Annotated in this window: 8 protein-coding genes; 4 read left to right on the top strand and 4 right to left on the bottom strand. The window is 74.0% G+C overall.

Features of this window, described 5'->3' with window-relative positions:
* The first annotated feature begins 78 nt into the window (after positions 1–78).
* Positions 79–3,468 (top strand): AfsR/SARP family transcriptional regulator, encoded by a 3,390-nt coding sequence (locus ACIQI7_RS10575; protein WP_401107314.1) that lies wholly within the window; start codon positions 79–81, stop codon positions 3,466–3,468.
* Positions 3,469–3,653: 185 nt separating this feature from the next.
* Here the strand turns inward: ACIQI7_RS10575 and ACIQI7_RS10570 are convergent, their stop codons facing one another.
* The 3 genes from ACIQI7_RS10570 to panB all read right to left on the bottom strand — a co-directional run bounded on the left by ACIQI7_RS10570 (position 3,654) and on the right by panB (position 6,552).
* Complete coding sequence (locus ACIQI7_RS10570; RefSeq protein WP_401107313.1) at positions 3,654–4,487, bottom strand: ABC transporter permease; 834 nt, start codon at positions 4,485–4,487, stop codon at positions 3,654–3,656.
* Positions 4,484–5,506, bottom strand: coding sequence for an ATP-binding cassette domain-containing protein (locus ACIQI7_RS10565; RefSeq protein ID WP_401107310.1), 1,023 nt, complete (start codon positions 5,504–5,506; stop codon positions 4,484–4,486). Before ACIQI7_RS10565 ends, ACIQI7_RS10570 begins: the two co-directional genes overlap by 4 nt.
* Before the next feature lie 176 nt (positions 5,507–5,682).
* On the bottom strand, positions 5,683–6,552 hold the full coding sequence (panB, locus tag ACIQI7_RS10560; RefSeq protein WP_401107307.1) for a 3-methyl-2-oxobutanoate hydroxymethyltransferase: 870 nt from the start codon (positions 6,550–6,552) through the stop codon (positions 5,683–5,685).
* Between the two features lie 298 nt (positions 6,553–6,850).
* Here panB and ACIQI7_RS10555 point away from each other — a divergent pair, with 298 nt between their 5' ends.
* From ACIQI7_RS10555 to ACIQI7_RS10545, 3 genes are all read left to right on the top strand, one after another.
* Positions 6,851–8,449 (top strand): MFS transporter, encoded by a 1,599-nt coding sequence (locus ACIQI7_RS10555; protein WP_401107304.1) that lies wholly within the window; start codon positions 6,851–6,853, stop codon positions 8,447–8,449.
* Positions 8,450–8,614: 165 nt separating this feature from the next.
* Complete coding sequence (locus tag ACIQI7_RS10550; RefSeq protein ID WP_401107301.1) at positions 8,615–9,244, top strand: TetR/AcrR family transcriptional regulator; 630 nt, start codon at positions 8,615–8,617, stop codon at positions 9,242–9,244.
* A 283-nt stretch (positions 9,245–9,527) separates the two neighbouring features.
* Positions 9,528–10,589: an endonuclease/exonuclease/phosphatase family protein gene (locus ACIQI7_RS10545; protein WP_401107298.1), complete on the top strand. Its 1,062-nt coding sequence runs from the start codon at positions 9,528–9,530 to the stop codon at positions 10,587–10,589.
* Between the two features lie 60 nt (positions 10,590–10,649).
* Here ACIQI7_RS10545 and ACIQI7_RS10540 read toward each other — a convergent pair whose 3' ends face one another.
* A complete protein-coding gene (locus ACIQI7_RS10540; protein WP_401107295.1) occupies positions 10,650–12,404 on the bottom strand; it encodes an NAD+ synthase in 1,755 nt (584 codons plus the stop codon).
* Positions 12,405–12,557 lie beyond the last annotated feature (153 nt).

The raw sequence follows: 12,557 nt of genomic DNA, 5'->3' as shown, positions 1-12,557 counted from the left end.
CCACCCTACGTGCCCCGGCCGGGGCGGGCCCAGCACAATTGTGCGGCCCCCGCCGCGCGGATCGACCAGAATGGTCCGGTGTACTACGGCATTCTCGGGACGACGACGGCCCACCACGACGACGGCACCCCGGTACCGATCGGCGGCGCCCGGCTGCGGGCCCTGCTCGCGGCCCTGGCCCTGCGGCAGGGCCGGCCGGTCCCGGCCGACCTGCTGGTGGACGAGGTGTGGGAGGCCGAGCCGCCGCAGGACTCCTCCGCCGCGCTGCAGACCCTGGTCGGCCGGCTGCGCCGCACCATCGGCCGGGACGAGGTCGGCTCCGGCCCGGCCGGGTACTGGCTGACCGGCCCGGCCACCGACCTCGCGGACTTCCAGCGGCTGAGCGGCGAGGGCCGCCGCGCCCTGGACGCCGGGGACGACGCGCTCGCCGCCGAGCGGCTGCGGGCCGCCCTGGCGCTGTGGCGCGGCCCGGCGCTGGCCGACCTGCCGGACCGCACCGGCCCGGCCGTCCGGCTGGAGGCCCAGCGCGAGGAGGCCCGCCGCCACCGGATCACCGCGGACCTCGGCCTCGGCCGGGCCGCGGAGCTGGTCGCCGAGCTGGCCGAGCTGTGCGAACGGCAGCCGCTGGACGAGCCGTTGCAGCTGCTGATGATCCGGGCGCTGCACGAGGGCGGGCGGACGGCCGAGGCGCTGCGCCACTACGAGCGGACCAGGCGCGCGCTGGCCGAGGAGCTCGGGGTCGACCCGGGCCGCGGACTCCGCGCCCTGCACGCCGAGTTGCTCGCCCCGACCGTCCGGGAGACGCCCGCGCCGGAGCCGGTGCGGGCCCCCGCCGCCACCCCGGCGCCCACCCGGGCGCCCGCCCCGCCCCCGGCCCCGGCGCCCCGACTCCCGCGCCCCGTCGGCAACCTGCGCGGCCGGCTGACCAGCTTCGTCGGTCGCGAGGACGATCTCGCCGCGCTGCGCGGCATGCTGACGGACCGTCGGCTGGTGACCCTGACCGGCCCCGGCGGCTCCGGCAAGACCAGCCTCTCGACCGAGGCCGGCCGCGCCGAACAGGCCGCCGGGGCCTGGCCGGACGGCGTCTGGGTGGCCGAACTCGCCCCGCTGGAGAGCCCGGACGCGGTGCCCGCCGCCGTGGTCTCGGCGCTCGGCCTGCGCGAGATCGTGCTGCACAGCACCAGCATGGTCGCCGAGGTGATCGAGAAGCGCGCCGAGGACCCGGTGCGCCGGCTGGTCGAGCACTGCGGCCACCGCCGGATGCTGCTCGTCCTGGACAACTGCGAGCACCTGGTCCAGGCCGCCGCCGACCTCGCCGACGTCCTGCTCGCCGAGTGCCCCGGGCTGACCGTGCTCGCCACCAGCCGCGAACCGCTGGGCGTGCCCGGCGAGACGGTGCTGCCGGTCGAGCCGCTGCCCGACGCGGTCGCGCTGCGGCTGTTCACCGAGCGCGCGGCCGCCGCCCGTCCCGGCTTCGACCCGGGGAGCGACCCGGAGGCCTGTGCCGAGATCTGCCGCCGGCTGGACGGGCTGCCGCTGGCCATCGAACTGGCCGCCGCCCGGCTGCGGGTGATGACCGCGCGCCAGATAGCCGACCGGCTGGACGGCCGGTTCGCGCTGCTCACCGCGGGCAGCCGCACCCTGCTGCCGCGCCAGCAGACCCTGCGCGCGGTGGTCGACTGGAGCTGGGACCTGCTGGGCAAGCGGGAGCGGGCGGTGCTGCGCCGGCTCTCGGTGTTCGCGGGCGGCTGGCAGCTGGAGGACGCCGAGGCGGTCTGCGGCGACGGCGTCGAGGTGCCCTCCGGGGAGGTCGCCGACCTGCTGCTGTCGCTGGTCGACAAGTCGCTGCTGGTGGCCGACCTGGACGGGGCCAGCCTGCCGCGCTACCGGATGCTGGAGACCATCCACGAGTACGCGACCGAGCGCCTCGCCGAGTCGGCCGCCGAGCGCGCCGCCACCGAGGCCCGCCACGTGGCGCACTTCCGCACCATGCTCACCGTCGCCGACGGGCAGATCCACGGCCCCCGCCAGCTGCACTGGCTGGCCGTGCTGGAGCGCGAGCAGGACAACATCCGGGCGGCGCTGCGCCGGGCGATCGACCTGCGGGACGAGGAGCAGGCGCTGCTCATCGCCCTCGGCATGAGCTGGTACTGGTCGCTGCGCGGCTACAGCATGGAGGCGCGCACCTGGTACAACGCGGTCGTCGCGCTCGGGCCGGACCCGTTCGGCCCGGACGCCCCGCCGCCGGTGCCGCTGGAGCGCGGCGTGCTCTCGTACGAGCTGCCGCTGCCCGCGGAGGTGGTCGAGGAGGCCCGCCGGCTGCTCGCGATGTACCGGCTGATCGGGCTCTTCGAGGGCAACCTGGACGTCCTCGGCGACCCGGAGGCGGTCGACGTCGCCCAGCGGATGCTGGACGCCTACACCCCGGACCTGCCGCAGTCCTACCGCTTCCCCGCGCTGATGCGGGTGTTCGGGGCCTTCCTGGCCGGCCGCCTGGAGACGATGAAGGACCTGCTGGACGACGCCGTGCGCGGCTGCGAGCAGTACGGCGAGCTGAGCGACCTGGCGTTCATCCTGCAGGTCCGGGCCAGGATGATGAACGACTGGCCGAGCGGCACCGAGCAGAGCATCCAGGACGGCGAGCGCTCGCTGGAGCTGTACCAGCGGGCGGGCGACCTCTGGGGGATCTCCCAGGCGCTGGCCGCCCACGGCGAGTCGCTGTCCAACCGGGGCGAGTCCGCGGCCGCCGTGGAGGCGTACCGGCGGGCGATCGAACTGGCCGAGGAGCTGGGGGCGCCGCAGGAGGTGCCGATGCTTCGGGTGCACCTGGGCACCGCCCTGCTGGAGCAGGACATGGACGGCGGCGAGCGGGTGATCCGGCAGGCGCTGGCCTGCATCGAGAGCCCGGGCGTCAACCAGTCCACCACCGGGGCGCTGATGTTCGGCCACCTGACGCTCAGCGGCATCCACACCCAGCGCGGCGAGTACGACCGGGCGCTGGCCGAGCTGGACGCGCTGGACCTGGTCCGGGTGGGCGGCTTCGCGCCGAGCCTGGTGTCCGGGCTGCTGCTGAGCTCCCGGGGCTGGATCATCGGCAAGGCCGGCGACCCGGACACGGGCTTCGCGATGCTGCGCGAGGGCCGGCGGCAGTTGCGGGCGATGGCGGCCGCGAGCGGGTTCGCCGAGCACATGACGGTCATGGTGGTGCCCGCGGTGACGGCGGTGCTGTGCGCCTTCGCCGAGCGCGACGGGGACCTGGAGCGGGCCCGGGTGGCGGCCGTGCTGTCCGGCGCGCACGGCGGACTGAACGGCCCCAAGGGCGGCTACCTGGAGCGGGTCGAGCGCGAGCGCACGGAGGCCGTCCTGCGCCGGCTGCTGGGCGACGCCGGGTTCGAGGAGGCCCGGTCGGGCGGGGTCGGGATGACCCAGGAGCAGACCCACGAACTGCTGGAGCGGCTGATCGGCTGAGGCCCGGACGCCCCGGCGCCGTACGGGCCCGGACGCGTGTGCCGGAGGGAAGGCCAGTGCGGCCGGTGCCCGTCCCCTGGTCACCGGCCGCACGGGCCCGTACGACGGCCGGTGCCTGTCCCGGGCGCCGGCCGTCCCGTTCCGCCGACCCTCCCCCCGACCGGGGCCGGCGGTGGTCGCGCGGATCAGGTCCGCTTGCGGAAGCGGGCGACCGCCAGCGGGGCGAACACCGCGGTGACGGCGGCCGACCAGATCAGCACGATCATCACCGGGTGGGCCACCGGGCCCTGGCCGTTGAGCAGGGCGCGGGAGGCGTCGGCCAGTGCCGAGAGCGGGTTGACCTTGGTGAAGGACTGCAGCCAGCCCGGCATGGTGTCGGTCCGGGCGAAGATCGAGCTGCCGAACTGCATCGGCATCAGGACCAGCATGGCCACGCCCTGGACGGCCTGGGCGCTGCGCAGGGCCATGCCCAGCAGCATCGAGATCCAGACGATCGACATGCCGAACACCAGGCCCAGGCCGATCGTGGCCAGCACCTCCAGCGGACCGGTCTTCACCTCGAAGCCGATGCACATCGCGAAGCCGATCAGGATCGCGAAGGAGAGCAGCCCGCGGAGGGTCTCGGCGGCGATCTTGGACAGCAGCACCGAGGCCCGGCCGATCGGCAGGGTGCGGAAGCGGTCCATCACGCCGGTCTGGAAGTCGCTGTTGAGGCCGGTGCCGACGGCCATCGCGAGGGTGAGGCCGGTCTGCCCGAGCAGACCGGGGATCAGGTACTGCTTGTAGGTGTCCTGGTCGCCGGCCATGGCGCCGCCGAAGACGTAGACGAACAGCACGGTGAAGATGATCGGCATCAGCACGGCGTCGAACATCGACTCCGGGTCGGCCTTGATCCGCATCAGGTTGCGCCGGGTCAGCGCGCCGACGTGGCGCAGGGTGCCGGCCAGGCCGATCCGGGAGTCCTCCGCCGGCGGCCGGGTGTCCCGGCCGCGGGAGGGGGCGAGCGTGGCGGTGGTCATGCGACGGGCTCCTTGGCGAGGCTGGGGGCGGGCGCCGCGGCGGCCGCGGGCTTGCCGGTGATGGCGAGGAAGACCTCGTCCAGGCTGGGCACCTTGGTGTCGATGCCGGCGATCGCGAAGCCGCGGGTGCCGAGTATCCCGATCACCGCGGTCAGCTGCTCCTCGCCGGTGATCGGCACCGCGAGCAGGCCGGTGTCGGTGGAGACGGTGGCGCTGGTGATGCCGTTCTCGCGCAGGCAGCGGGCCATCTCGGGCAGCTCGGCCGGGTGGGTCGGGCGGATCTGGAGGGTCTGGCCGCCGACCTTGGCCTTGAGCTCGGACACCAGGCCGTTGGCGATCACCTTGCCGCGGTCGATGACGGTCAGCTCGTTCGCGAGCTGCTCCGCCTCCTCCATGTACTGGGTGGTCAGCAGCACGGTGGTGCCCTCGGCGACCATCCGCTGCACCTCGTCCCAGACCTCGTTGCGGGTGCGCGGGTCCAGACCGGTGGTGGGCTCGTCCAGGTAGAGCACCCGGGGGCGGCCGATCATGCTGGCGGCCAGGTCGAGGCGGCGGCGCATGCCGCCGGAGTAGGTCTTGGCGGGCCGCTTGGCGGCCTCGGTGAGCGAGAAGCGCTCCAGCAGCTCGACGGCCCGGGCCCTGGCCTCCCGGCGGGAGAGGTCGAGCAGCCGGCCGATGAGGTAGAGGTTCTCGTACCCGGAGAGCAGTTCGTCCACCGAGGCGTACTGGCCGGTCAGGCCGATCGTGCGGCGCAGCTGCTTGGGCTGGCGCAGCACGTCGTAGCCGCCGACGTACGCGGTGCCGGCGTCCGGCTTGATCAGCGTGGAGAGGACGCGCACCAGGGTGGTCTTGCCCGCGCCGTTGGGGCCGAGCACCCCGAGGACGGTGCCCTCCCGCACGGTGAGGTCGACCCCGTCGAGGGCCTTGGTGGTCCCGTAGTGCTTGACGATGCCGTGCACCTCCACGGCGTTCCCGGAGGTGGTTCCCCGGTCGTTCGGGGCTGTCTCGATTCGTGTCATGCCCCCAGGCTGTCCGCCCCGGCTGTCACCCCCCTGTCGGCCCGGGCGGTGCGCTGCCAGCCCGCTGTCAGGCCGCTGTCACCGGCCGCCCGGACGGGGACCGGGCATGCCGGAGCGGGCCCCGGGCACGCCGAAGGCCCCGCTCCGGTCGGGAGCGGGGCCGTACGGGGGGAGCGTCAGTGGAAGCTGTGCTCCGCGGCGGGGAAGGCGCCGGTGCGCACGTCCTGCGCGTACGCGCGGGCGGCGTCGCCGAGGACGGTCCGCAGGTCGGCGTACTGCTTGACGAACTTGGGCACCCGGCCGGCGGTCATGCCGGCCATGTCGGTCCAGACCAGGACCTGGGCGTCGGTGTCCGGCCCGCCGCCGATGCCGACGGTCGGGATCGCCAGCTGCTCGGTGACCTGGGCGGCCAGCTCGGCCGGGACGGCCTCCAGCACCACCGAGAAGGCGCCCGCCTGCTGGACGGCCTTGGCGTCGCGCAGCAGCTGGTGCGCCGCCTCGTCGCCGCGGCCCTGGACCGGGTAGCCGCCGAGGGCGTGGACGGACTGCGGGGTGAGGCCGATGTGGGCCATCACCGGCACGCCGGCCTCGACCAGCAGCTCGATCGAGCGGGCGCTGCGCTCCCCGCCCTCCAGCTTGACCGCCCCGACCCCGGCCTCCTTCATCAGCCGGGCCGCGTTGTGCATGGCCTGGGCGGGGGACTCCTGGTAGGAGCCGAACGGCAGGTCGGCGACGATCATGGCCCGCTTGGTGCCGCGGACGACGGCGGCGGAGAGCATCACCATCTGATCCATGGTCACCGGGACGGTGGTCTCGTAGCCGAGGTGGCAGTTGCCCGCCGAGTCGCCGACCAGCAGCACCGGGATGCCGGCCTCGTCGAAGACGCCCGCGGTGAGGGCGTCGTAGGCGGTGAGCATCGACCACCGCTCGCCGCGCTGCTTGGCCGCGGCGAGGTCGCGGACGGTGACGCGGCGGTTGGTGACCCCACCGTAGAGGGTGGCGGTCGACGCCTGGTTCTGGGCAGGCGGAGGCGTAGAAGCGTTCATCGAACGGACTCCTGAAGGGTTGTCGTCTCGTGGCGCCGTACGGCGTCCCCGGATCCCCTCCATGCTTGCACGCCCCGGCGCCCGCGCAAAGAGGGGTGCGTTCGTCCCGGTGCGATCCACGCCACACCGGGTGCGCGGGCCAGGGGCGCCGGAGTGCGACGGCCCCGAATTTGCCGGCTCTTTGCGAAACGGGTTCGTCTCGTATCGAATTTCCGGCTACTCTGGCTCCGGGGGGTTACGAGACGCATTCGGCTCGGAATTGCCCGCCAGTGCCACACCAACACGGACGGGAAGACCAATGACCACCGCAGCCGCGCCGCCTCGGGTGCCGGAAGCCATCCACCGTCGGCGCTGGGCGATCCTCGGCACCCTGCTGCTCGCCCTGCTCGTCGTCGTGCTCGACAACTCGATCCTCAACGTCGCGATGAAGACCATCGCGACCCCCGCGCCGGTCGGTCTCGGGGCCACCCAGAGCGACCTGGAATGGTCGATCAACTCCTACACCCTGGTCTTCGCCGGGCTGCTGTTCACCTCCGGCCTGCTCGGCGACCGGTTCGGCCGCAAGCGTGCGCTGCTGGCCGGCATGGTGGTCTTCGGCATCGCCTCGCTGCTGTCCGCGCTGGCCGCCTCGCCCGGTGAACTCATCGGCTACCGCGCCCTGATGGGCGTCGGCGGCGCGCTCGCGATGCCCGCCACGCTGGCGATCATCATGAACGTCTTCGAGCGCTCCGAGCAGCCCAAGGCGATCGGGATCTGGGCCGGCGCGGTCGGCCTGGCCATCGCCATCGGCCCGATCACCGGCGGCCTGCTGATCGAGCACTTCTGGTGGGGCTCGGTCTTCCTGGTCAACGTCCCGATCGTGGTCGTCGCGGTGATCGCGATGGTCGTCCTGGTCCCCGAGTCCAAGGACCCGAACCCGGGCCGGATGGACCCGGTCGGCGTGCTGCTGTCGATCGTCGGCCTGGTCGCGCTGATCTACGGCATCATCAAGGGCGGAGAGCTGGCCGACTTCACCGCGGTCGAGGCCTGGGCGCCGACCCTGGTCGGCGTGGTCGCGCTGGTCGCCTTCGTCTGGTTCGAGCGCCGCACGGCGTTCCCCGCACTGGACGTCACCTGGTTCCGCAACAAGGTGTTCAGCGCCTCCGTGGTGGTCGTCGGCGTGGTCTTCTTCGCGCTGATGGGCGTCTCGTTCTTCGGCGTCTTCTACATCCAGAGCGTGCGCGGCTACAGCGCCCTCCAGGCCGGCGTGCTGATGCTGCCGCTGGCCGCCGCCCAGCTGGTGTTCGCCCCGCGGGCCCGGCTGGTGGTCGACCGGCTCGGCGTCGCCGCCACCGCCACCGGCGGCATGCTGCTGGTCGCGGTCGGCTTCCTCGGCTACGTCGTGCTGACCGCCACCACCCCGATCTGGGTGCTGGTCCTGCTCGGCCTGGTGATGGGCGCCGGCATGGCGCACGTCATGCCGCCGGTCACCGTCGCGATCATGGCCTCGCTGCCCCGGGAGAAGGCCGGCGCCGGCTCGGCCGTCAACAACACCTTCCGCCAGGTCGGCGGCTCGCTCGGGGTCGCCGTGCTCGGCGCGGTGCTGTCCACCGTCTACCGCGACGGGATGGCCGACACCCTGACCCACCTGCCGGAGGGGCTGCGCGACAAGGCCGGCGAGTCGCTGGAGGCCACGCTCGCCATCGCCGACCGGATTCCCGGCGGCCAGGCACTGATCACCCCGGCGAACGACTCCTTCATCCACGCCATGCACGTGGTGGCCTCGCTCTCGGCGGGCGTCTCGGTGATCGGCGCCGTCGTCGCCTGGCTGCTGCTGCCGCGCCGGTCGGCCGCTCCCGCCGGTCCGGTCCCGGAGCCGGCCGACCGGGAGCGGGAGGCCGCGGCCGCGGACGCCTGACCAGCGGCCGGGCCGCTCCGCGGCTGAGTGACAATGGCCCTGTCACCCGGGTGCGCCCCGGGTGGCAGGGCCTCGGTCCAGGGCAGCGCCGCTGCCGTCGGACCCACCGGGGGACACACCACGGCGCCAGCGCGGCCGGGGGACAGCGAGGGAGAGACAGCGGGGATGAAGACGGACACGCCGACCGCCGACACCGGGCAGTCCTGCGCGGAGGTGCGCCGTGGCCGGCCCCGCAGCGAGGCCGCCGAACAGGCCATCTTCACGGCCGTCGAGGAGCTGATGGCCGGCGGCACCGCGCTGTCCGAGCTCACCATCGAGGGCATCGCCGCGGCCGGCGGGGTCGGCAAGGCCACCATCTACCGGCGCTGGTCCAACAAGGAGGCCCTGCTGGTCGACGTGGTCAGCCGACTGGAGGAGCCGCTGCCGGAGCCCACCGGCGCCGGCGCCCGGGCCGACCTGATCGCGCTGGTCGACCACATCCGCCGGCGCGGCCTGGCCAAGCGCACCCGCTGGGTGCTCAAGGCCGCCCTCGGCCAGATGCAGACCCTGCCCGAGCTGTACTCCGCCTACCGGGACCGGGTGATCAAGCCGCGCCGGGAGGTCGGGCTCCGGCTGATCCGCCAGGCCGTCGCCGAGGGCGTGATCCGCGACGACCTCGACCTGGAGCTGCTCAACGACCTGTTGATGGGGCCGATCCTCTACCGCAGCATCCTGTGGGACGACTCCGACCTGGAGGACCCGGACCTGGCCCGCAAGCTGGTCGACTCGGTGCTCGAAGGCCTCGGGCCGCGCTGACGCCGTCCGACCGGCTCGACCGTGCCCGACCGTGCTCGACGCGCCCCGTACGCGGCCCGTACGCGCCCCGTACGCGGCCCCGTCCACGGGCCCGGACGTGCCCCCTGACGTGGCCTCGCTCACCAAACCGGGCCGCGCCGGAACCCGTTCAGCCGGGACCGACGTCTGTCCCGGCATAGGCTGAGCCGGGATCCGACCACACCGGCACCGGTCCGGTGGGTACCCGCACCTTCGACGGGACGGCCCCCGGAGCGGCGACGGCACGAGCGACGGGAGCCACTTCATGGCGCAGGCGGACAGGACCGAGCGGATCGCGGCCCCCGGGGGCGGCGCCGACGGCCCGGCCCCCGCGGCGCGTCGCGGCGACTTCCTCGGCCTGCGGAACTGGGGCCGGGACGCCCGCGGCAGCAACACCTGGCGGCGCGGTCTGGTGACCGCCGTACCGGCCGTGCTCACGGCCGCGCTGCTGGCCTTCCACGCCGAGGTGACCAACAGTGTCGGCAACCTCGGCAGCCTGCTGGAGACCTTCCTGCCCTGGCTGGGCCTGGCCGTCCCGGTGCTGCTGGTGCCCGCGCTGCTGCGCCGCTCCGCCACCGCGCTGATCGCGCTGCTGCTGCCCCTCGTGCTCTGGGTCAACCTGTTCGGCGGCCTGCTGTCCGACAAGAGCGGCGGCAAGGGCGACTGGACGGTGGTCAGCCACAACGTCGCCGCGGCCAACACCGACGTGCCGGGCACCATCCGCACCCTGGTGGACTCCGGCGCCCAGATCGTCGCCCTGCAGGAGCTGGCCGGCCGGCAGCTGCGCGCGTACGAGACCGGGCTCGCGGACGCCTACCCGCACCACACCGTGCAGGGCACCGTCGGGCTCTGGTCGAAGTACCCGCTCGACGACATCACCCCGGTGAGCCTGCAGATGGGCTGGACCAGGGCGTTCCGGGCCGAGGTCACCACCCCGCAGGGGCCGGTCGCGGTGTACGTGGCGCACCTGCCCTCGGTGCGGCTGAAGGCCGAGGGCGGCTTCACCGTCAACCAGCGCGACCTCAGCGCCCAGGCGCTCGGCGACGCGATCCAGGCCGAGCCGCTGAAGAAGGTCCTGCTGCTCGGCGACCTCAACGGCACCATGAACGACCGCAGTCTGGCCCCGGTCACCTCGCAGATGCGCTCGGCCCAGGGCGCCGCCGGGGACGGCTTCGGCTTCAGCTGGCCGGCCGCCTTCCCGATGGCCCGGATCGACCAGATCATGAGCAAGGGCGGGCTGGAACCGGTCGACTCCCGCACCCTGCCCCGGGACGGCAGCGACCACCTCCCGGTGGCCGCCACCTACCGGTACCAGCCGGTCCGCTAGCCGCGCCGCGGCGGCGGGTGGGGCGCCCCACCCGCCGCCGGGGTGAACCGCGCACAGGTGCTAACCGCGCCGCCAGCGGTTGGTGATCGGCAGGCGGCGGTCCCGGCCGAAGTTCTTCGCCGAGACCTTCGGACCCGGCGGGTACTGGCGCCGCTTGTACTCGGCGGTGTCGACCAGCCGGACCACCCGGTCCACCACGGCCGGGTCGAAGCCGGCCGCCACGATCGCGTCCCGGCCCTCGTCGTCCTCGATGTAGCGGGCCAGCACGGTGTCCAGCAGGTCGTAGTCGGGCAGCGAGTCGGTGTCCACCTGGTCCGGCCGCAGCTCGGCGGACGGCGGCTTGGTGATGGTGTTCTCCGGGATCGGCGGCACCTCGCCGCGCCGTCCGGCCTCCTCGTTGCGCCAGTGCGCCAGCCGGAAGACCAGCGACTTGTAGACGTCCTTGATGGGCCCGTAGGCACCCACCGAGTCGCCGTACAGGGTCGAGTAGCCGACCGCCAGCTCGCTCTTGTTGCCGGGCGCGAGCACGATGTGCCCCTCCTGGTTGGAGATCGCCATCAGCAGGGTGCCGCGCAGCCGGGACTGGAGGTTCTCCTCGGCCAGGCCGGTGAGTTCGGTGGCCGCCAGGTAGGCGTCGAACATCGGGGCGATGGAGACGGTCCGGAAGTTCACCCCGGTGCGGTGGGCCAGTTCGGCCGCGTCGTCCCGGGAGTGCTGGGAGGAGTAGCGGCTGGGCATCGAGACGCAGTGCACGTTCTCCGGGCCGACCGCGTCCACCGCGATCGCGGCCACCAGCGCGGAGTCGATGCCGCCGGAGAGGCCGATCAGCACGGACCGGAAGCCGTTCTTGGCCACGTACGCCCGGGTGCCGGAGACCAGCGCGGCCCAGATCTCGGCCTCGTCCGAGAGCCGCGGCGCCACCTCGGCGGTGAGCCGCCCGGCGGGCGCGGCCTGCGGTCCGCCGCCCAGCTCGGTGCGGACCAGGTGCAGCCCGTCGGTCAGCAGCAGGCCGTCGGTGTCGTCGCCCGAGGCGGCCGGGAGGTCGAGGTCCAGCACCAGCAGGTGCTCCTCGAACTGCGGTGAGCGGGCCAGGACCTCGCCGTCCGCGCCGACCACGATCGAGTCGCCGTCGAAGACCAGCTCGTCCTGGCCGCCGACCATGTTGACGTACGCCAGGGTGCAGCCCGCCTCGGCGGCCCGGCGCCGCACCAGCTCCAGCCGCTGGTCGTCCTTGTTCCGCTCGTACGGGGAGCCGTTGACCACCAGCAGCAGCCCGGCGCCGGCCTCGCGGGCGGCGGTGACCCGGCCGCCGTCCTGCCAGATGTCCTCGCAGATGGCCAGCGCGACGTCCACCCCGTGCACCCGCAGCACCGGCAGCTGGTCGCCCGGGACGAACCAGCGGAACTCGTCGAACACGCCGTAGTTGGGCAGGTGGTGCTTGGCGAAGCGGGTGACCACCCGGCCCCGGTGCAGCACGGCCGCGCAGTTCTGCGGGGAGCCGGCCGGGCGGTTGAAGCGCGGCGAGGCGTGCTCGGAGCGCCCCAGGTAGCCGACCACCACCGGGACCTCGCCCAGCCCGTCGGCCGCCAGCCGGCCGGCCAGCTCGACCAGCGCGCCGCGGGAGGCCTCCACGAAGGAGCGGCGCAGGGCGAGGTCCTCCACCGGGTACCCGGTGAGGGCCATCTCGGGGAAGGCGACCAGCTGCGCACCGGCCTCCACGGCCTGCTTGGTCCAGCGCACCACCTCATCGCTGTTGCGGGCGAGGTCACCGACCCAGGGGTCGATCTGGCTCAGGGCGAGACGGAGATTGGGCATGCTCCGAGTTTATCGTCTAACTGACGCAATGTCCTGGGCGGGGTCGGCCGGGGTCGGCCGAGAGCGGCTGGGGGCTGCCGGGCGCTGCCGGGGGGGGCCTGTGGCGGGGGCGACGACAGGGGTCGGCGCTGCCGGGGCGGGCCGGGATCGGCC

Origin of the sequence: Kitasatospora sp. NPDC092039, from assembly GCF_044756065.1 — a bacterium.
In the GTDB taxonomy this organism is placed as follows: Bacteria; Actinomycetota; Actinomycetes; order Streptomycetales; family Streptomycetaceae; genus Kitasatospora.
This window is presented reverse-complemented; position numbering and strand designations above follow the sequence as displayed.